The sequence below is a fragment of the Rossellomorea vietnamensis genome, from assembly GCF_001305855.1.
GTDB lineage: Bacteria > Bacillota > Bacilli > Bacillales > Bacillaceae_B > Rossellomorea > Rossellomorea vietnamensis_A.
On the sequence record NZ_LIXZ01000009.1, the window covers coordinates 1 to 20,732 of the forward strand.

Sequence of the window (20,732 nt, forward strand, 5' to 3'; positions counted from 1 at the left end):
TTCAGTTGGTTAGAATGCCTGCCTGTCACGCAGGAGGTCGCGGGTTCGAGTCCCGTCCGGACCGCCATTTTTAATTAGAATATTGTTTCTTGAAAAGGAAAAGGGTTTCGATAAGCGAGAAGGTCGAGGAAGCGATCGAAGGAACACCGGAGCGTATTTTACATACGTGAGGATGTGACTGAGTGAGCTGACGAAGAGATTCGAAGCTTAGCGGAAGCCGAAAACTATTTGGCTCAGTAGCTCAGTTGGTAGAGCAATGGACTGAAAATCCATGTGTCGGCGGTTCGATTCCGTCCTGAGCCACCATTTTTCTGTTTAGACACATTATGGCGATTGTGGCGAAGTGGTTAACGCACCTGATTGTGGTTCAGGCATTCGTGGGTTCGATTCCCATCAGTCGCCCCATATTTTAGTGCGGGTGTAGTTTAGTGGTAAAACCTCAGCCTTCCAAGCTGATGATGAGGGTTCGATTCCCTTCACCCGCTCCAATTTTATTTTTGGGCCTATAGCTCAGCTGGTTAGAGCGCACGCCTGATAAGCGTGAGGTCGGTGGTTCGAGTCCACTTAGGCCCACCATTTCATTATTCCGCAGTAGCTCAGTGGTAGAGCTATCGGCTGTTAACCGATCGGTCGCAAGTTCGAATCTTGCCTGCGGAGCCATATTTGGAGAAGTACTCAAGTGGCTGAAGAGGCGCCCCTGCTAAGGGTGTAGGTCGGGCAACTGGCGCGAGGGTTCAAATCCCTCCTTCTCCGCCATTAAGGCCCATTGGTCAAGCGGTTAAGACACCGCCCTTTCACGGCGGTAACACGGGTTCGAATCCCGTATGGGTCATTCTGAAAAGACTATCATTGATGATAGTCTTTTTTTGTTGTTCAAATGACCAATAAAGTGACCAATCTTTTGATTGACAAAGCCATCTCTCCCTCCCTTCATTCGACACCACTGTTTCATCTTCCAACCAAACAAAATCCTATACAAAATACCGGAATCCCTTTATATTTCCCACAAATTTTAGATTTTTTTATGTAAAAACTTTCGACAAATTCCGCTACGAATCCAACGTATTTCCCCTATGTTTTTACAATGTAAACCTTACCATTTAGAATAACTTCCCAATTAGGCCGTTTTTTCATATGAGTATGTAGTAAATTGTCGGAATTGAACGACGATTATAAAGAGGATTTTGGTGATGTTGTTAGAAAATAGTTAAGTAGAATTGAAAAAATGTAGGTGAGATGATGAACGCAATGACCATAACAGATTACGATGTGTTTTTGTTTCATGAGGGGAATTTGCAGCAGGCCTATCAGTTTATGGGTGCACATGTGAGAAGGGATTTCACTGGGACCTATACAGAATTTTGCGTTTGGGCACCGAAAGCAAGACATGTTTCATTGGTGGGTTCATTTAATCAATGGAATGGGAATGGATATGATTTTAAAAAGCGGAACAGTGAAGGTCTGTGGACGATTCGAGTCGATAAGGATCTAACGGGAGAAACGTATAAGTATGAGATTACGACTCTCCTGGGGACAAAGAAGCTGAAGGCGGATCCGTACGGGTTTGCCTCTGAAAAGCGTCCTCATACGGCAAGCGTCGTGTATGGGCTGGAGGGCTTTGCATGGGAAGATGAGAAGTGGCTGGAGGACCGTTCAACCACTACGATCTACGACAGGCCTATGGCGATTTATGAAGTACATTTAGGCACATGGAAGAAGAAAGCTGGGGAGTTTCTTTCATATAAAGAATTAGCACAGCAATTGATTCCCTATGTGAAAGAGCATGGATTCACCCATATCGAGCTGCTGCCTGTCACGGAGCATCCATTTGACCGTTCCTGGGGTTATCAGGGTACGGGTTATTATTCCCCTACCAGTCGCTACGGGTCACCGCATGATTTGATGGCATTAGTGAATGAATGTCATTTACATAATATTGGCGTGATCCTGGATTGGGTCCCAGGCCATTTTTGTAAGGATGCGCATGGGTTATATGAGTTTGATGGTTCGTTTGCCTATGAGTACAGTGAGGAAAGGGACCGTGAGAATTATACGTGGGGTACGGCGAACTTTGACTTAGGTAAAGGGGAAGTGAGGAGCTTCCTGATTTCCAATGCCCGCTTCTGGATGGATCAGTACCATATCGATGGCTTCAGGATCGATGCGGTGGCGAACATCATCTATTGGGCGAATCAAGGTGAGCTTGCGCCGAATGAAGGCGCCATACAGTTTCTGAAAAACTTGAACAAGGCCGTTTTTGAGTTTGATTCTTCGATCCTGATGATCGCAGAGGATTCTACAGACTGGCCACAAGTGACGTCTCCGGTTCATTATGGAGGACTTGGATTTAATTATAAGTGGAATATGGGATGGATGAATGACGTCCTTAAATATATGGAAACCGATCCGTCTGAACGAAGGCATGTGCATTCTCTCATTACGTTTTCATTGTTATATGCCTTTTCAGAGAATTATGTTCTCCCCTTCTCCCATGATGAAGTGGTGCATGGGAAGAAGTCGTTATTAAATAAAATGCCGGGGGATTACTGGCAGAAATTCGCTCAGTACAGGTTGCTCCTCGGCTTCATGATGGCTCACCCAGGAAAAAAACTTCTGTTCATGGGAAGTGAACTGGCCCCGTTTTCAGAATGGAAAGACCTTGAGGAGTTGGATTGGCATTTACTGGATTACGATTTTCATCACAAATTCAATTCATATTTTAAAGAGCTTATGCATTTATATAAAGGTGCTGAACCATTATTTCAAATGGATCATCGGTCGGACGGATTCCAGTGGGTTGATGTAAATAATGCTGAGCAGCAGATTTTCTCTTTCATCCGTTATGGGATAGAGAAGGGAGATCATCTTGTGGTGATCTGTAATTTCAGCCCTCATGTGTATCACAAGTATAAGGTGGGAGTAGATAAGGTTTCTTCTTATGAAGAGATTTGGAATAGTGATGATGAAAGGTTTGGAGGTTCCCATCAGGTGAATCCCAACCCGCTTACCGTGCACAATGAACCGTATCATGGAAGAGATGGTTATGTGGAAATGACGATTCCACCATACGCAGCCGTTTATTTAAGACCAATCGACTGAAAGGGGAGAAAAGTAATGGCAAAAGGTAGATGTGTAGCCATGTTGTTAGCAGGTGGAAAAGGGAGCAGGTTAAGTTCATTGACGAAAAGTCTGGCGAAACCCGCCGTACCATTTGGAGGAAAGTACCGTATCATTGATTTTACCCTGAGCAATTGTACGAACTCAGGCATCGACACTGTCGGTGTTCTTACCCAGTACCAGCCCCTGGTATTGAATTCTTATATCGGAATCGGGAGTGCGTGGGATCTTGACCGCAGGAACGGTGGTGTGACCGTTCTGCCCCCATATGCTGAATCATCCGAGATGCGCTGGTACACGGGGACGGCAAGCGCCATCTATCAAAATATGAATTACCTTGAGCAATACGATCCCGAGTACGTATTGATTCTTTCGGGGGATCACATTTACAAAATGGATTATAGTAAAATGCTTGATTATCATATCGAGAAAAAAGCAGATGTCTCGATTTCGGTCATTGAAGTGGGATGGGATGAAGCGAGCCGTTTCGGACTGATGAACACGAATGAGGAAATGCGTGTCACAGAGTTTGAGGAAAAACCAGCTTTCCCTAAAAGCAATCTTGCTTCGATGGGCATTTACATCTTTAATTATTCCGTGCTGAAGGATTATCTCGAGATGGATGAACGGAATCCGGATTCAAGCCATGACTTCGGGAAGGACGTCATTCCTCTCCTCCTGGATGAAAAGAAGAAACTGATGGCTTATCCATTTGAAGGATATTGGAAGGATGTCGGTACGGTCAAGAGCCTTTGGGAAGCAAATATGGATCTGATAGATGAGCAGAATGAACTGAACCTGTTCGATCATGATTGGAGAGTGTATTCGGTTAATCCAAATGAGCCGCCTCAATATATTTCAGAAGAAGCACTTGTGGAGGGATCTCTGGTCAATGAAGGGTGTACGATTGAAGGAACGATTCAAAAGTCCGTACTCTTCCAGGGAACAACGGTGAAAAAAGGAGCGCATGTCAGCCGTTCAGTCATCATGCCGGACGCCGTCGTTGAAGAAAACGCCTATATCGAGCAGGCGATCGTGCCGCCTGATGTAAGGGTTCCAAAGGGCTTGTGCATCATGCCGGAAGAGGGATCCGATGAAGTCATCCTGGTGACGGAATCCTTCATTGAAGCACTGCTGGAACAGGAAAGAGTGTAAGGTTCAAGACCATCATAACAACATTAGAGGAGGAGAAGTGTTTTGAAAAATACAATGCTTGGTGTTATAGACGCTACGAGTTACTACGATTCCCTGGAGGATTTATTGCTGCATCGCTCATTGGCGGCCCTTCCCATTGCCGGCAGATACCGGTTGATTGACTTTGTCCTTTCCAATATGGTGAATTCCGACATTGGCAGTGTTGCGATTTTTCCAAAGTTTCAATACAGATCTCTGATGGATCACCTCGGCTCAGGGAAGAACTGGGATCTGAACCGGAAGCGGGATGGCTTGTTTTTCTTTCCTGCTCCTGGATTGGAAGCGAATGAGGAGGGGGTCGGGTCCTTCAATCACTTTGCCCATCATATGGACTATTTCAGACGCAGTACACAGGAATACGCCCTGATCAGCAATTGCTTTACGTTATGTAACATCGATTACCAGCCCGTATTGGAACGTCATATCCGTATCGGTTGTGATATAACGGAAATGCGCCACAATGGCAGCTCCTTAGACATGTACTTAGTAAAAACGTCTACACTGGTTGATTTGATCGGGAACAGGCGTGAAACGGGATATACATGTATGCAGGATGTGGTGGACGACATGGATAGCGGATTCAAGGTGTGCGGCTATGAGCATGAAGGTTTTGTTCAAACGATCGATTCCATTCAAGAATACTATGATGCCAGCATGAAGCTTATGAACTTATCCTATTGGAAAGAGCTGTTCAAAAAAGATATGCCCATTTATACGAAAGTGAAGGATGAGCCGCCGACACGCTACACATCTGCTGCAAGTGTGAAGAACAGCATCATCGCCAATGGATGCTTCATTGAGGGCAAAGTGAAAAATTCTACAATGTTCAGAGCAGTGAAGGTCGGCAAGAATACCACAATTTCTAACAGCATCATTATGCAGAAGAGCCAAATTGGAGATAACTGTGTACTGGAGAATGTGATTCTGGATAAAGATGTGAGAATAGAAGATGGCGTCAAGCTTATCGGGGAATCTAACAGTCCAATTGTCATTCGCAAAGGGATGATTCAAGGAGCGCTGATGAATTCGTGAAAGTGTTATTTGTAGTATCTGAGTGTGTCCCATTTATTAAATCCGGTGGCTTGGCGGACGTTGCAGGCGCACTGCCCAAGGAATTAAGAAGTTTAGGCACGGATGTCAGGGTGATTCTGCCTAAATACGGCGGGATCCCTCAAGAATTCCGTTCAAGAATGAAACGGAAGAAAGAGTTTTTCGTGTCAGTCGGCTGGAGAAATCAGTATTGTGGAATTGAAGAGTATAGTGAAAATGGCGTGACATATTATTTTGTGGACAATGAATATTATTTTAACCGGGAGCGTTTATACGGATACTTTGACGATGGAGAGAGGTTCTCCTACTTTACAAGGGCTGTATTGGAAAGTATCGCTGTTCTCGATTTCTATCCGGATGTGATTCACTGTCACGATTGGCATACGGGCATGGTTCCTTTCCTACTCAGAAGTGAGTATCAGGAAAGACCGGGCTATTCATTCATCCGCAGCGTATTCACGATCCATAATCTGCAATTTCAAGGAATTTACCCTAAACAGGTGATGACGGACTTATTAGCTATCCCGGAGAAGTATTTTCATCATGAATATCTCGAGTTTTATGGAAATATCAATTTCATGAAAGGTGCGCTCATTTCTTCGGACTTCGTGACAACGGTGAGTCCTACGTATAAAGAAGAAATCCTCACGCCTTACTACGGGGAAAAACTTCATAATATACTTGGTCAGAGGTATAACCAACTATTGGGGATCCTCAATGGGATTGATGATGAAGTGTATAATCCTGATGACGGGAAGTTTCCTTTTTTTAGCGGGAATCTTCAAGGAAAGAAGCTGTCCAAGCAGCATCTGCAAAGTAGTCTGGGCCTCGAGGAGAATGAAGGGATCCCACTTGTGTCCATCATTTCGAGACTGACGAACCAAAAGGGTCTTGAACTCATCAGGGGCGTCTTCCATGAGATGATCCAGGAGAATGTCCAGTTTGTCCTGTTGGGGACAGGGGATTGGGAGTTTGAACAGTTCTTCAGGGAAATGGAGTGGACGTACCCGGATAAGGTCAGAATACAGATCGGCTTCAATGAAGAACTGGCAAAACAGATTTACTCTGCCAGTGATATGTTTCTGATGCCTTCCAAGTTCGAACCTTGCGGGCTGGGACAGTTGATTGCCATGAGATACGGAGCCCTGCCACTTGTTAGGGAGACAGGCGGACTGAACGATACCGTAGAATCCTACAATGAGGAGACAAAGAGCGGAAATGGCTTCTCATTCAAAAACTTTAATGCTCACGATATGCTTTACACCTATCGAAGGGCCCTATCATATTTCCACGAAGATCCGGAAACATGGAACCATATTGTACGTAATGCAATGAATAAAGATTATAGTTGGGCACAATCGGCCTTTAAGTATAATCAACTATACGCTGACCTGGTAACAAGGAGTGAAAGCCATGTTTTCTGATCCGATTGAATTCAAAGAATTGTTTCTGAAGAAGCTTGAAATGATGTATGGAAAAACGTTCCCTGAGTCCACAAGTCAGGATCAGTTTTTCACATTAGGCCACTTGATACGTGAATATATTTCGATGAACTGGATCCATACAAATGAGCAATACCGGTTCAATAAACAAAAGCAAGTGTACTATTTATCCATCGAATTTCTACTGGGGCGTCTGCTCAGGCAAAATCTGACCAATCTGGGGATTTACGATATTGTGGATAAAGGACTTCAGGATCTTGGAATCGACCTTGCGGAAATGGAAGAGGTTGAGCACGACGCAGGTCTTGGAAATGGCGGCCTTGGCCGTTTAGCCGCCTGCTTTCTGGATTCCCTGGCTTCCCTGAATTTACCCGGTCATGGATATGGAATCCGTTATAAGCATGGATTGTTTGAACAAAAGATCGTGAACGGATTTCAGATGGAACTCCCGGAACAGTGGCTGCGTCATGGACATGTGTGGGAGGTCCGTAAATCAGACCTGACCGTCGAAGTGCCTTTCTGGGGGAAGGTGGAATCATATACGGAAAAGGATGTCTTAAGGTTTCGACATGTAGACGCAGAAGTCGTCGCGGCGGTTCCTTATGATATGCCTGTGGTGGGATTCGAGACGTCGACGGTCAATACACTCCGTTTATGGAGTGCCGAACCTGCCGCCTATAAAGCGGGTAAAGATATGATGAAGTACAAACGTGATACGGAAGCCATCACAGAATTTCTATATCCTGACGATACCCATGAGGAAGGGAAGATCCTGCGCCTGAAGCAGCAATACTTCCTCGTCTCAGCAAGTATCCGCTCCATTCTGGATTCGCACCTTTACCGAAATGGGGATCTGAAGGAACTGCATGAGAATATTTCAATCCATATCAATGATACCCATCCGGTTCTTGCCATCCCGGAATTGATGAGGGTCCTTCTGGATGAATACTCCTTTGAATGGGAAGAGGCATGGGAAATCACGACGAATACATTCGCCTATACAAACCATACGACTCTGTCAGAAGCACTGGAGAGATGGCCGATCCGGATATTCCAGCCCCTCCTGCCCCGCATCCACATGATAGTGAATGAAATCAATGAACGATTCTGCAGGGAGTTATGGAAAGAGTATCCCGGTGAGTGGAAGAGGATAGAGGACATGGCGATCATCTCACATGATGAAGTCAAAATGGCCCATCTTGCCATAGTAGGAAGCTTCAGTGTGAACGGTGTGGCAAAGATTCACACGGAAATTTTGAAGCAGCGGGAAATGAACTTATTTTATCAATATTACCCTGGAAAATTTAATAGTAAGACAAATGGAATCACCCATAGAAGGTGGCTCCTTGATAGTAATCCATCCCTTTCGAACCTGATTACCTCTTCCATCGGGGATGAGTGGATTAAAGACCCTTCCAAATTGGTGAAGCTGAAGGAGTATCACCATGATACGGCATTTTTGAAAGACCTGTATGATGTGAAGCAGGGAAATAAACAAAAGCTTGCCGGTCTGATATATGAAAGCAATGGAATCATTGTCGATCCGTCTTCGATATTTGATATCCAGGTGAAGCGGCTTCATGCGTACAAACGTCAGTTAATGAATGTATTGCATATCCTTCACTTATATAATCGCTGTGTGGAAGATCCGGGATTTGATTTTCATCCACGGACATTCATTTTCGGGGCAAAGGCGTCCCCGGGTTACTACTATGCCAAAAAAATCATTAAATTGATTCACTCTGTAGCAGATCTTGTGAATGATCATCCGCTTGTGAAAGGGCGCATTAAAGTCGTGTTCCTTGAAAACTACCGGGTGTCCCTTGCAGAAGAGATCATCCCGGCAGCTGACTTGTCCGAGCAGATTTCAACGGCCAGTAAGGAAGCGTCCGGTACGGGGAATATGAAGTTCATGATGAACGGTGCGTTGACCCTTGGGACACTTGACGGTGCCAATATTGAGATCCTCGAACAGGTCGGAAGAGACAATATCTTCATATTCGGATTGACCGCTGAGGAAGTGATGAAATATCAGCACCATGGAGGCTATTACGCCATGGAGTACTTCCACTACGATACAAGGATCAAAAAGGTGTTGAACCAATTAATAGATGATACCCTGCCGGATGCAGGTGATCATTTCGAAACCATTTATGACTCGTTACTGACTGAGAATGATCAATTCTTTGTCCTAAGGGATTTCGATTCCTACGTAAGGGTTCATGAACAGGCAGGAAAGGCGTATGAAAACAAAGAGCACTGGTCCCGGATGTGCCTCCAGAACATTGCCAATTCCGGCTATTTCTCCAGTGACCGGACAATCGAGCAATATGCGAAGGACATATGGGGCATTGCACAGGGGAGTTTAATGAAATAAAAAAACGCTTGGGAAGCGGATCCCAAGCGTTCTTTCTATTTTTTCTTCTTGTCTGAAACGTAGCTGTCTCCATCTTTATAGGGGATGTCACCCAGTGGAGATTCCATATCGTTCTCATCGAGCATATCCTCGTACTCTTCATGTGTTTTTGACGGATAGGCTTTACGGTTTGAGCCTTCCATGTCGGTCCCGACGAATGATTCAAAATCCTCGGTGAACCCTTCCGAAGTGTCCTCATCCTGATACAGGTCTGAGTAATCCTCATGATCCCCTTCAAAGTCGGACGGGGTTTCAGATGTCCCGAAACGGCCGACCTCCTGGAAGCTGTCCTGGTCGTCACGCACGTTCCCATCTGTTTCATGTCTGAATTCGTTATCGACTGGCGGCTGCAGCACATCTTCTTCTACCGGCCGATCCTGGGGTGTGGACTTCTCCGGTGTATGGTCCTTGCAATAAAGGGTCGTCGGAATGACTTCGAGACGCTCGTAAGGAATATCCTGTCCACATTCTTTACATTGACCGTACGAACCGTCTTCAATCGCATGCAGGGCTTGTTGGATTTTATCCAATTCAAGCTTTGCATGATCGTCGATGGCAAAATCCTTCTCCCGTTCATACAACTCTGTACCCATATCGGCGGGATGGTTATCATAAAGGGAAAGTTCTCCTGAGTTATCTCGTTCGTTTGTATGGTGAAGATTATCTAAATCCTGATGTAAATGTTCTTTTAACTGCTTTTCCTGTTGAACCAGTTCTTGTTTTAATGTCTGTTTTTGGCTGTCTGTTAGCAATTTCTTCACATCCTTCATAATGTTCGCTTAAATCTTGTCCTAACCATACTTTATCCGAAAGTGGGATGGTTAAAACATAAAAAAAGAGTCGACCCGGATTTGTCGGGTCGACTCTTTGTCTTTTTATAGCATGTAAGCAAGTAATAATCCAATGGTTAACAGGAAACCAAAGATGGTGTTAGTTTGGGCGGTTGCTTTCATGGCGGGCATCATTTCGATGGGTTGTGATTTGCCGATGAATCCTGTTGTTGCTTTGATTGCTTTAGGGATGCTTAAAAAGGCTACGAACAGCCATGGTGATGAGATCCCCGATACGACCAATCCGATGATCCAGGCGTAGGAAACGACAAACATACTGCCTAAGAGGATGATCGCCCCTTTTTTTCCTAACAGGATCGCTATGGTTTTGCGGCCGTTTTCTTTGTCTCCATCGAGGTCACGAATATTGTTGGCCAATAATATGGAACCTACCAATATGGAAACCGGAATCGAGATGAGGACGCTGTCCCCATTGATGTAGCCGGTCTGGATGTAAAATGAGATGAGGATGATCACAAATCCCATGAAAAATCCGGCTACGATTTCGCCAAATGGTGTGTAAGCAATTGGCATTGGTCCGCCAGTATAAAAGTACCCCGCTGCCATGCACACTATTCCTATGAGGGCCAGCCACCAAGTACTGTTAAGACAGATATAAATCCCTAACAGAAGGGCGATTCCGTATAGTGAAAAGGCAAGATTGATGACCGTTGATGGTTTGACACCATTACGGACGATCGCTCCGCCGATCCCGACCGAGTGCTCTGTATCAAGACCTCTTTTATAATCATAATATTCGTTGAACATATTGGTAGCCGCCTGGATCAACAGACAGGCAACCAGCATGGCTGCAAACAGCAAAAAATCCACTTTCGTAAATTGCAGCGCGAGTACCGTCCCTAATAGTACAGGTACAAATGCCGCTGTAAGAGTGTGGGGGCGAGTCAATTGCCACCAGATCTTCCACCCTTTATCTGATTCCAACACGTTGGATGCTTGTTGTTCCATTCATTCTCTCTCCCTTACGCAATAAGGAATTTTCAGAAAACATTACAATTCCTTTACAGATTAAAGTGTAGGTAAAGGGAACGGGACTGTCAATCATTTTCTACAAATTCGTGAAGGTTCTATTTACCAGTAATTGAGGACTTTTACAAAGCTTTTGGTTTCTCAAAAGAAGAAAAAGGGTTTATTATATATATAATAAGGATAAATAGTGTAAACATGTCTTGAACTCCGTTGACACACCATAAGTACAGGTGTATCTTATAGTAAGTTTGACTATTGTACGTGATTTTGTTTGGGGGAATTCAATTGGTTACCATCCATAAGACCAATATTGAAAAAGCATATGATACAGCCAGAATGAAGGCTAAACAAATACATCGCCCCGTCCTTCTCAGCATAGTGGAAGAAGTGGATGCAGTGGATCCTCTTTCTTTTTATTATGGAGGAAACTCTTTTCATGGAGAGCGCTTTCTATGGAAGGACCGTGATCATACCGTCACGCTGGTAGGACTCGGAGCGGCTCATATTCTGTCTACAGATGAAAAAGAAGAGCGTTTTTTTACGGTTGAGAACGAGTGGAAGCGCTTTATTGAAGAATCTGTGATTGTGACAGGGGACAAATGGGCAGGAACAGGTCCACTATTATATGGTGGGTTTCGTTTCGACCCAATGAACACTAACAGTGAAGAGTGGAATGATTTCTCTGCGGGTACATTCCAACTCCCGATGTTCATGTTAACAAAGCCTGAAAAAACGAATTATTTGACGATGAATGTCATCTGTCATCCGGATGAGGATGACAGCTTATTCCATGAGCGTATCGGATTGAAAGAAGAGCTTCTTGCAAACGCCCGAAAGGCCTTCATACCTGAACGCCCTGAATGGATCGGAACCCGTGATGTGAAACCTGAAGAATGGAAGGAATCCGTCCAGAGTGTGGTGAACCGCCTGCAGAAGGGTGAGATGGATAAAGTCGTCCTTGCGAGAAAATGTGAAGTGTCATTCGACCAACAGGTGTCCTCTGATTTCGTATTGGATAATCTGTGGAAACAGCAGCCTGACAGCTTCGTATTCAGCTTTGAATGGGAAGGAAGCTGTTTTATCGGCGCAACTCCGGAACGACTCGTAAAGAAAACAGGGGAAGAAATCCTCTCCACCTGCCTTGCAGGTTCGATCGCCAGGGGGGATACCTTAGAAAGTGATGAGAAACTTGGGGAAGAGCTGCTCGGGGATGAAAAGAACCGGTATGAACATCATCTTGTGGTGGACAGCATCCAACATGCGCTCCACCCATTTTGTGACACACTTTCGATCCCTTCTTCGCCACAGCTTATGAAGCTGAAGGATATCCAGCATCTCTACACACCGGTCATCGGACAGGCATCCGAGCATACGTCGCTTTTGAACCTTGTTGAAAAATTGCATCCCACTCCCGCACTGGGCGGCGTCCCGAGGGACAAAGCGATGCACGTGATCAGGCAGGAGGAAGACATGGACCGTGGTCTATATGCCGCTCCCATCGGTTGGATCGATGCCTATGGAAATGGTGAATATGCCGTCGCCCTTCGCTCAGGCCTCCTCCAGGGAGACAAAGCCTACTTGTATGCAGGGTGCGGAATCGTAGCCGACTCAGAACCTGAAAGTGAGTTTAAAGAAACACAGATGAAATTTCGGCCGATGCTCCGGGCATTAGGGGGAACCGTACATGATTGATGAACACCAAAAGAAACTTACAGATTATTTAGCGGCCTTCATTGAAGAATTGGTAGGAAATGGAGTAGACGAAGTCGTCATCAGTCCCGGCTCTCGTTCTACTCCTTTAGCGTTGCTATTCGCCCACCATCCCGGGGTGAAGACGTATATCAATGTAGATGAACGCTCTGCGGCTTTTTTTGCCTTGGGTATCGCCAAGTCTAAGAAAAAGCCCGTCGCCATCCTTTGCAGTTCAGGAACGGCAGGAGCCAATTACTATCCTGCTGTCATTGAAGCACGCTATGCAAGGGTGCCCCTCATTGTGCTGACGGCTGATCGGCCCCATGAACTGAGGGAAGTGGGAGCACCTCAAGCCATTGATCAGATCGATCTTTACGGAAAACACGTGAAATGGTCCATCGACATGGCATTGCCTGAAAGCATCCCGTCCATGCTGCAATATGCCCGTTCATCTGCAGTCAGGGGCGTAGCTCTTTCAACGGGAAATCCGGAAGGTCCGGTTCATTATAATTTTCCGTTCAGGGAACCGTTGATTCCGGATTTACAAAAAGTTGAATTCTCAAGTGGAAGACCGGCAAAAAGAGTTCTTCAAGGGGACCGGCAGCTATCTTCTGACTTCAAGAATGAACTTCAGGAAACATTAGTGAATTCAAAGCGCGGCCTCATTGTGTGCGGACCGGGGCTAAGTGAAGAGGCTGTTCCGACTATCGTACAATTTGCCGAAAAATATGCGCTGCCGATCGTTGCAGACCCACTGTCCTTCGTCCGGAGCGGGAACCATTCTAAAGATAATATCATTGACTGCTATGACACGTTCTTAAGAATTGATGAACTCAAACAATCACTCCATCCTGATCTCATTATCCGTTTCGGTGCCATGCCCGTATCAAAAGCACTTATGCTGTTTCTGAAAGGGCTGCCTGATATCCCGGCGTGGGTTGTGAGTAAAGGGGAAGAGTGGCAGGACCCGACGGCACGCGGTACTGATTTTATTCACTGCGGGGAAGACCTGTTCTGTCAAAGCTTTATGGACCAAAGCGGGCAAAGAAATATGGACTGGCTGGATGAGTGGAAGCGCGTCAACAAGGAAACAAAGGGTTTACTCGTCAAGGGTCACCAATCCTGGGATGAGGGAATGGCGGTCCATCAGTTGATACAGCATTTGCCTGAAGGAGCCACCCTGTTTTCGAGTAACAGCATGCCGATCCGTGATTTGGATACATACTTTTTCACCAATGACCGGTCCCAGCGGATTTTTGCCAACCGCGGAGCTAACGGGATTGACGGAGTGGTATCGACGGCTCTAGGGATGAGCACGTTATCCCATCCAATGTATCTCCTGATTGGGGATCTCGCTTTTTTCCATGATCTCAATGGGTTATTGACAGCAAGAAAATATCAATTGGATATGACGATTGTCGTGATGAACAATAATGGGGGCGGAATCTTTTCCTACCTGCCTCAAGCAGGTGACCAGACTCACTTCGAAGACCTGTTCGGAACCCCGATGGACTTGGAGTTTGCTCATGCAGCCAAACTTTACGGTGCACATTATTTCCATGTTGGAACCCGGGAAGAATTCATCCCGGCTCTCCAGGAAGCAGAGCAAAGCAAGGGAATAAAGATCATTGAGGTAGTGACCAATCGGGAAGAAAATGTAGCAAATCATCGTAAATTGTGGAATTTTGTTTCCCGGGAAATGACGCAGAACCTAAAGGGTGAAGATCTTGATTCTTCAAGTGAATGATATCCGATATTTTGTAGAAGTGAAAGGGGAGGGAGACCCTTTGGTTTTCCTTCACGGCTTCACAGGGGACACAACAACATGGTCCGGGGTCACTGATCAGTTGTCTGCTACATACCGATGTGTCAGCATTGATTTGATTGGTCATGGCCGTACGGAGTCCCCGAAAGAGGTCACTAGATACACAATGGACCGGGTTGCAGCAGATATATCCAGCCTTCTGGATGAGCTCGACATCGACAAAGCAGTGTTGCTCGGGTATTCAATGGGGGGGCGTATGGCCCTTTACTTCAGCCTGACCTATCCTGAAAAAGTGAAGGCATTGATATTGGAAAGTGCCTCTCCCGGATTGAAGACGAGTGAAGAAAGAAATGAGCGACGGAATAAGGATCATGCACTGGCGGACAGAATAGAAAGGGAAGGCATCGAAGACTTTGTCGACTTCTGGCAGGAGATTCCCTTGTTCGCGTCTCAGAAGAGGCTTCCGGATAAAGAACGTTCCGAAATCAGGCAACAGCGCCTGAGCCAATCGGAAACAGGCCTATCCAACAGTTTGAAAGGGATGGGGACCGGTGCCCAGGCTTCTTTATGGGACAGGCTTGATGAACTAACATGTCCAGTCCGGTTACTCGTCGGAGAGCTGGATCATAAATTCGTTCATATTGCAGAAGAGATGAAAAAACTCAACCCCGACTTTCAAATACTGACATTTTCCAACACCGGTCATGCAATTCATGTGGAAGAATCGCGAAAGTTTGGTACAATAATAGAGGAACTACTGTTAACTACATAAAGGAGGAACAAACCAATGGCTTTTGAATGGGTTTCAGAAAGAAATTACGAAGATATTTTATACGAAACATACAATGGAATCGCTAAGATTACGATCAATCGACCAGAAGTTCGTAACGCATTCCGTCCTAAAACCGTCATGGAATTAATCGACGCATTTGCTTATGCACGCGACGATTCCAAGGTTGGTGTCATCGTTTTAACAGGTGCAGGTGAGAAAGCATTCTGTTCAGGCGGAGACCAACGTGTACGCGGTCATGGCGGATATGTAGGGGAAGATGAAATTCCTCGCTTGAATGTATTGGACTTACAGCGTCTGATCCGTGTGATTCCAAAGCCGGTCATTGCAATGGTAGCCGGTTATGCGATTGGAGGCGGACATGTCCTTCACGTCGTATGTGATATTACGATCGCCGCTGACAATGCAATCTTCGGACAAACAGGTCCTAAAGTAGGGAGCTTTGACGCTGGATACGGTGCAGGATATCTTGCACGCATCATCGGCCACAAGAAAGCGAAAGAAATCTGGTACCTATGCCGTCAGTACAATGCACAGGAAGCGCTTGATATGGGTCTTGTGAATACAGTGGTGCCATATGAGCAGCTGGAAGCGGAAACAGTCCAATGGGCGTCAGAAATGCTTGAGAAAAGTCCGACTGCCCTTCGTTTCTTAAAAGCTTCATTCAACGCAGATACAGATGGGCTGGCAGGTCTGCAACAGCTTGCAGGTGACGCTACCCTTCTCTACTACACAACGGAAGAAGCGAAAGAAGGCCGCGACGCATTCAAAGAAAAGCGTAAGCCGGACTTCGGACAATTCCCTCGTTTCCCTTGATTTGAGGGCAGCCTGATGAATCTGATATGGATTCATCGGGCTTTTTTAAAATAATCGAATCAATACGAAAGGAATGGAGAATGACAGGATGACAACACAGGAATTGCCTAACTGGCTGAAACAACGAGCATTTTTAACCCCTGACCGAATGGCGTTAAGCAATGGTAGTGTAGAGTTTACATTTGGTGAGCTGTGGGAAAAGGCCATTTCGATCGGGGAACAACTGCATACCATTGTAAAACATTCGTCTCATCCTTTTTTGGGACTCATGATTAAAAACAAAGTGGAGTCTGTCTTCCTTGTTCATGCCATTCAACAGCTCGGTTTCACGACTGTACTGTTAAACAATAAGCTAAGTGCAAATGAACTTACTTTCCAGATTCAAGATATGGGATTATCGACGGTCATTTATGATGATGAATTTGCAGGGAAGCTTGATTTTTTAGGTGATGACGTGGTGGGAGTCTCTTTCTCACAATTATTCGACTCTGCCCCGACAATATTTGAGGTGAAGGATCATTTTCAGTTAGATCAAGCATGCTCGGTCATGTACACATCAGGTACGACTGGAGCACCAAAGGGAGTCCTTCAATCATATGGGAACCATTGGTGGAGCGCCATTGGGTCCTCCCTTAATCTTGGTATAAATGAAAATGATACATGGCTTTGTTCCGTTCCCCTTTTTCATATCAGTGGTTACTCAATCCTGATGAGAAGTGTTATTTACGGAATGAACGTGCGTCTGTTTGAAACCTTCGATGTGGAAGAGATCAACCGTGAATTGACGGCAGGGAATGTCACCATCATGTCGGTTGTCAGCAATATGCTCTCCCGTTTGATGAAAGGCTTGGGGGATGAGACCTATCATCCAAGTTTCCGCTGCATGCTGTTGGGCGGTGGTCCAGCACCACTTCCATTACTGGAGAAGTGTAAAGAAAAAGGGGTACCGGTCTTCCAAACCTATGGTATGACAGAAACGGCCTCACAGATAGTGACATTGTCACCTGAATACAGTATGTCGAAGTTAGGTTCGGCCGGAAAGCCTCTCTTTCCTTCTGAATTAAAGATCAAGAGTGAAGAAGGTGCGAACCAAGAAGGGGAAATCCTTGTGAAAGGTCCAAACGTGACGAGTGGATATTACCGGAGAGAGGAAGCCAACGCCAAAAGCTTCGAATCAGGCTGGTTTCATACGGGGGACATCGGATATGTGGATGAAGACGGGTTCTTATTTGTCCTGGACCGGCGCTCGGACCTGATCATCTCCGGGGGAGAAAATGTGTATCCGGCTGAACTCGAGAGTGTCCTCCTCAGCTGTGACGGGGTGGAGGATGCAGGAGTGACAGGCATCCCAAGTGACGAATGGGGACAGATTCCGTGTGCCTTCATTGTAAAAAAAGATCATCTGACAAAAGAGGAGATCATCGCACACTGCAAAAAGAACCTGGCGTCTTATAAACGTCCGAAAAAATTCGTGTTTGTAGATGAACTTCCACGAAATGCGTCAAACAAACTGCTGAGGAGAGTTTTAAGAGAGCAGTGGGAAAAGGGGATGGTTGCCGATGAGGATTAAGTCGGTTACGCTCCATATTATTTCGATGCCTTTAAAAAAGCCTTTCGTGACACATCTTCAGAAAGTTGAGGAGCGGGAAGGAATCATTATCGAAGTGCGGGACAAAGAAGGGGTATGCGGGCTCGGGGAAGGAGTCGCCTTCTCGACACCGTGGTATACAGAAGAGACGGTCAAAACTTCTCATCATATGCTGAAGGATGTCTTGATCCCTCTTATGAACAGTAAATCATTTCACCATCCTGAGGAAATCGGGAAGCGGTTTGAAGCCGTTCGTGGAAATGCCATGGCGAAGGCTGCCCTTGAAATGGCTTTATGGGATCTTTATGCAAGGCAGAAAGGTGTGCCATTATGGAATTTGATCGGCGGGACGCGTGAAGAAGTTCTTGCCGGGGCCGTGGTCGGAGCAGGCTCCATTCCAGAGATGATCAACCAGGCTGAAGATCTTGTGAAAGAAGGATATCAACGGATAAAGCTGAAGATCTCCCCAGGGGCCGATGTGGAAATCGTAAAAGAATTGAGATCCCATTTTCCAAACCTTTCCCTTTTGGCTGATGCGAATTCAGCGTATAGTCTTGAAGATGTGCCTCGGCTTCAAGCATTGGATGAGTTCGATTTAGAAATGATCGAGCAGCCCCTTGGCATCGATGATTTAGTAGAACATTCTTTGTTACAGAAGGAGATATCGACTCCAATCTGTCTTGATGAAAGCATCGTCACGCCCCACGACATGAGGAGTGCCATTCATTTGAATAGCTGTGGAGTGGTCAACATCAAGCTTGGCAGAGTAGGAGGATATTCGAGCGCATTGGAAATCTACCGTTTGTGCCGGGAACACGATATCAAGGTATGGTGCGGAGGAATGATCGAATTCGGGGTATCCAGGGCTCATAATCTGGCACTTTCAACCCTTGAAGGATTCCGGATTCCAGGTGATATCTCATCCTCCTCAAAGTACTGGGAGGAGGACATCATCACGTCACCGATTGTTGTGAGAAATGGTGTAGTGGATCGATTGGAGGGTCCTGGAATAGGAGTGGAACTCAACAGAAAGCGTTTGAGTGCAGTAACACAGTTTAAGGAAGATTTTACACTTGATGAAACGCACAACAAATTTTAATAATCAATCGAATAGATAAAAGCCAGAGAGTACATGCTCCCTGGCTTTTTTTTAATTAAAACGGATTCGTCGCCCACTGAAGGGACTGTTTGATAAAGATCCTTGGATGCAGTTTCAGCTGCGCTACCATATGCTCTGCCAAGTCCTCGGGCTGCATATACTTCTCTTTGTCTGCTTCATCAAGCTTATCCCCAAAGGTCAGATCCGTTGCCACCAGGCTCGGATTCAGGGTCATGACACGAATATTATGTTTCCGGACTTCCTGCATCAGTGCCTCTGTCATCCCTTGGACGGCAAACTTCGATCCACTGTACGCCGTGCTTCCTTCAGTCCCTTTCAAGCCGCTGCTGGATGAGATGTTGATGATGTCCCCCCGGTTCTTCTCGATCAGCTGGGGCAGGACGGCACGGGTTACATAGTAGGTTCCGAATACATTGACTTCAAAGGTCCGTTTCCATTCTTCCGGATCGATCTCAAGAAACGAACCGTACGTTCCGATACCGGCATTATTGATTAAGATATCCGCAGTTCCCAAATCATTTGTTAGTTTTGCCACTGCTTGATCCACCTGTTCCATATCGGAAATATCAGCTACAGCCACACTGGCTTTCACTCCAAGGGATCGTGCTTCCTCTGCCACTTTTGCCAGGGTGCTTTCTGTGCGGGCGATCAACCCGACATGAATGCCTTCACGGGCAAGCTCTAATGCGGTCGCCTTTCCGATTCCGCGGGCAGCCCCCGTTATATAAGCGGTTTTGCCTTTAATCGATTGTGCCATCTTTCATCATCCTTTCCATAAGGTTCTATCGTAAGTGTAAAGTGTAGAAGTGCGGATAGGCAACTAATCTACCTGACGGATCAGAAAGAAAAAAACCCCGGGAGTCCCGGAGCGAATTCATTCACTTTTTTGCCGTAAATACCGTTTATCATTCATGAACAGACTCCAGAAGTAGACAAAGCCAGGGAACAGGATGATGAACCCGACGATATAGGTGATGAATACAGCCTTAAAGGAGTTGGGATCGGTAAATCCCGATTGGATCGTAACCTCAGGGTAGATGATATACGGTAAATGTGCCTTACCGTACACATAACTCGCCAGTACATATTGAAAAGTAACGGCAATGACGGCCACCCGGGGCATCCCTTTCATCCCTTCCTTATTCGTCGGCAGGAACAAAGCACCCCCCGCGACGAGGAACCCGAGAAGCGAGACGAGTAGAATCGGCAGGTCGTCCATCATACGATCGTAAATCCATCTTGCCTCATTTTTCATGGTGAACATGATGAGAAAAGCCATGACAACCGATATGGGACCGATGATCAGCGCGTCCCGTCGATAAACTTTGAATGCTTCGAATTCCTTTGAAGCCTTGGAATAGTCAGCAAGAAGCAGAGATGACAGAAATAGCGTACTTGCGACGGCGAATCCGAAGAAAGCATATTCATGGGGACTGCTGAACAATTTTCCCAGATGCAGGGTCTGTCCGTCGCTGAAATCAATATAAGGTCCGTGGGAAATGGGCAGTACACTGATGAGCAGACCCGGAATCAATAAGCCGGTGATTCCTGTTACGTAGGTCAGCGGCTTTCTGTAGTCATCTGCTACATGAGAGAATACAAGGAAAGCACTCCGCAGGGCCAGAAGCAAAAGAATCAGGCTTCCTGGAACGAGAAGAACGGTCCCTAATGAATAGGCGGCTCCAGGGAACATACTGTACACGGCGACGACTAAGGCGACGATGAATGTATTGGTGACCTCCCAGGTCGGGGACAGATAGCGATTGGCAATGTTCGTCGCTTTCGTTTTGTCATGATTGATGTAGATCATCGACCAGAAACCTGCGCCGAAATCCATCGTCGCCATGACGGCATAGATAAAGACGAAACCCCATAGAATCGTGATGGCAATCAATGATTGTGTCATTTCTTCACCTCCTGCT

15 protein-coding genes and 7 tRNA genes are annotated in these 20,732 nt (G+C 45.9%); 18 read left to right on the forward strand and 4 right to left on the reverse strand.

Translation table 11 applies throughout. The annotated features are described in order from the left end of the window. Positions 1-230: 230 nt before the first annotated feature. From AM506_RS12795 to AM506_RS12850, 12 genes are all read left to right on the forward strand, one after another. Positions 231-306 (forward strand) — tRNA-Phe (locus AM506_RS12795). Between the two features lie 23 nt (positions 307-329). After that, positions 330-405, forward strand: a tRNA-His gene (locus AM506_RS12800). 9 nt (positions 406-414) lie between these two features. Beyond that, positions 415-488 (forward strand) — tRNA-Gly (locus tag AM506_RS12805). Between the two features lie 11 nt (positions 489-499). Continuing rightward, positions 500-576 (forward strand) — tRNA-Ile (locus AM506_RS12810). Positions 577-585: 9 nt separating this feature from the next. After that, positions 586-660 (forward strand) — tRNA-Asn (locus tag AM506_RS12815). A gap of 5 nt (positions 661-665) precedes the next feature. Beyond that, positions 666-756: transfer RNA gene (locus tag AM506_RS12820), tRNA-Ser, on the forward strand. Positions 757-760: 4 nt separating this feature from the next. Next, positions 761-832, forward strand: a tRNA-Glu gene (locus tag AM506_RS12825). Between the two features lie 416 nt (positions 833-1,248). After that, positions 1,249-3,099, forward strand: coding sequence for a 1,4-alpha-glucan branching enzyme (gene glgB, locus AM506_RS12830; protein ID WP_327205536.1), 1,851 nt, complete (start codon positions 1,249-1,251; stop codon positions 3,097-3,099). A 15-nt stretch (positions 3,100-3,114) separates the two neighbouring features. Next, positions 3,115-4,272: a glucose-1-phosphate adenylyltransferase gene (locus AM506_RS12835; RefSeq protein ID WP_060672891.1), complete on the forward strand. Its 1,158-nt coding sequence runs from the start codon at positions 3,115-3,117 to the stop codon at positions 4,270-4,272. Positions 4,273-4,314: 42 nt separating this feature from the next. Further along, a complete protein-coding gene (locus AM506_RS12840; protein ID WP_060672892.1) occupies positions 4,315-5,343 on the forward strand; it encodes a sugar phosphate nucleotidyltransferase in 1,029 nt (342 codons plus the stop codon). Then, complete coding sequence (gene glgA, locus AM506_RS12845) at positions 5,340-6,785, forward strand: glycogen synthase GlgA (protein ID WP_060672893.1); 1,446 nt, start codon at positions 5,340-5,342, stop codon at positions 6,783-6,785. The genes AM506_RS12840 and glgA overlap by 4 nt, the downstream gene beginning before the upstream one ends. Next, on the forward strand, positions 6,775-9,180 hold the full coding sequence (locus AM506_RS12850; RefSeq protein WP_060672894.1) for a glycogen/starch/alpha-glucan phosphorylase: 2,406 nt from the start codon (positions 6,775-6,777) through the stop codon (positions 9,178-9,180). The genes glgA and AM506_RS12850 overlap by 11 nt, the downstream gene beginning before the upstream one ends. Before the next feature lie 35 nt (positions 9,181-9,215). Here the strand turns inward: AM506_RS12850 and AM506_RS12855 are convergent, their stop codons facing one another. Then, positions 9,216-9,980, reverse strand: a complete 765-nt coding sequence (locus AM506_RS12855) for a TraR/DksA C4-type zinc finger protein (protein WP_327205537.1) — start codon at positions 9,978-9,980, stop codon at positions 9,216-9,218. Between the two features lie 114 nt (positions 9,981-10,094). Beyond that, the gene (locus AM506_RS12860) at positions 10,095-11,018 is read right to left on the reverse strand and encodes a 1,4-dihydroxy-2-naphthoate polyprenyltransferase (protein ID WP_060672896.1); all 924 of its coding nucleotides are present in this window, start codon (positions 11,016-11,018) and stop codon (positions 10,095-10,097) included. Positions 11,019-11,324: 306 nt separating this feature from the next. Between AM506_RS12860 and AM506_RS12865 the strand changes: the two genes are divergently transcribed. The 6 genes from AM506_RS12865 (at position 11,325) to menC (ending at position 18,789) form a co-directional block, all read left to right on the forward strand. Further along, positions 11,325-12,731 (forward strand): isochorismate synthase, encoded by a 1,407-nt coding sequence (locus tag AM506_RS12865; protein WP_235576110.1) that lies wholly within the window; start codon positions 11,325-11,327, stop codon positions 12,729-12,731. Beyond that, positions 12,724-14,478 (forward strand): 2-succinyl-5-enolpyruvyl-6-hydroxy-3-cyclohexene-1-carboxylic-acid synthase, encoded by a 1,755-nt coding sequence (gene menD / locus AM506_RS12870; protein ID WP_060672897.1) that lies wholly within the window; start codon positions 12,724-12,726, stop codon positions 14,476-14,478. Before AM506_RS12865 ends, menD begins: the two co-directional genes overlap by 8 nt. After that, entirely contained in the window at positions 14,459-15,268 is an 810-nt protein-coding gene (gene menH, locus AM506_RS12875; RefSeq protein WP_060672898.1) for a 2-succinyl-6-hydroxy-2,4-cyclohexadiene-1-carboxylate synthase, read from the forward strand. The genes menD and menH overlap by 20 nt, the downstream gene beginning before the upstream one ends. A gap of 15 nt (positions 15,269-15,283) precedes the next feature. Beyond that, positions 15,284-16,102 carry a 1,4-dihydroxy-2-naphthoyl-CoA synthase gene (gene menB, locus AM506_RS12880; RefSeq protein ID WP_060672899.1) on the forward strand — a complete coding sequence of 273 codons (819 nt, stop codon included), beginning with the start codon at positions 15,284-15,286 and terminating at the stop codon, positions 16,100-16,102. A gap of 88 nt (positions 16,103-16,190) precedes the next feature. Then, positions 16,191-17,672 (forward strand): o-succinylbenzoate--CoA ligase, encoded by a 1,482-nt coding sequence (locus AM506_RS12885; RefSeq protein ID WP_060672900.1) that lies wholly within the window; start codon positions 16,191-16,193, stop codon positions 17,670-17,672. Beyond that, a complete protein-coding gene (gene menC / locus AM506_RS12890) occupies positions 17,662-18,789 on the forward strand; it encodes an o-succinylbenzoate synthase (RefSeq protein WP_060672901.1) in 1,128 nt (375 codons plus the stop codon). Before AM506_RS12885 ends, menC begins: the two co-directional genes overlap by 11 nt. 55 nt (positions 18,790-18,844) lie before the next feature. Here the strand turns inward: menC and AM506_RS12895 are convergent, their stop codons facing one another. Together AM506_RS12895 and AM506_RS12900 are read right to left on the reverse strand one after the other, a co-directional pair. Next, a complete protein-coding gene (locus AM506_RS12895; protein WP_060672902.1) occupies positions 18,845-19,567 on the reverse strand; it encodes a 3-ketoacyl-ACP reductase in 723 nt (240 codons plus the stop codon). A 117-nt stretch (positions 19,568-19,684) separates the two neighbouring features. Then, positions 19,685-20,716, reverse strand: coding sequence for a cytochrome d ubiquinol oxidase subunit II (locus AM506_RS12900; protein WP_034765498.1), 1,032 nt, complete (start codon positions 20,714-20,716; stop codon positions 19,685-19,687). Between the last annotated feature and the right edge of the window lie 16 nt (positions 20,717-20,732).

Coding starts and splice junctions, on each gene's coding strand:
- glgB (WP_327205536.1), top strand. CDS start 1,249: ATGACCATAACAGATTACGATGTGTTTTTGTTTCATGAGGGGAATTTG.
- AM506_RS12835 (WP_060672891.1), top strand. CDS start 3,115: ATGGCAAAAGGTAGATGTGTAGCCATGTTGTTAGCAGGTGGAAAAGGG.
- AM506_RS12850 (WP_060672894.1), top strand. CDS start 6,775: ATGTTTTCTGATCCGATTGAATTCAAAGAATTGTTTCTGAAGAAGCTT.
- AM506_RS12860 (WP_060672896.1), bottom strand. CDS start 11,018: ATGGAACAACAAGCATCCAACGTGTTGGAATCAGATAAAGGGTGGAAG.
- menD (WP_060672897.1), top strand. CDS start 12,724: ATGATTGATGAACACCAAAAGAAACTTACAGATTATTTAGCGGCCTTC.
- menB (WP_060672899.1), top strand. CDS start 15,284: ATGGCTTTTGAATGGGTTTCAGAAAGAAATTACGAAGATATTTTATAC.
- AM506_RS12885 (WP_060672900.1), top strand. CDS start 16,191: ATGACAACACAGGAATTGCCTAACTGGCTGAAACAACGAGCATTTTTA.
- menC (WP_060672901.1), top strand. CDS start 17,662: ATGAGGATTAAGTCGGTTACGCTCCATATTATTTCGATGCCTTTAAAA.
- AM506_RS12895 (WP_060672902.1), bottom strand. CDS start 19,567: ATGGCACAATCGATTAAAGGCAAAACCGCTTATATAACGGGGGCTGCC.
- AM506_RS12900 (WP_034765498.1), bottom strand. CDS start 20,716: ATGACACAATCATTGATTGCCATCACGATTCTATGGGGTTTCGTCTTT.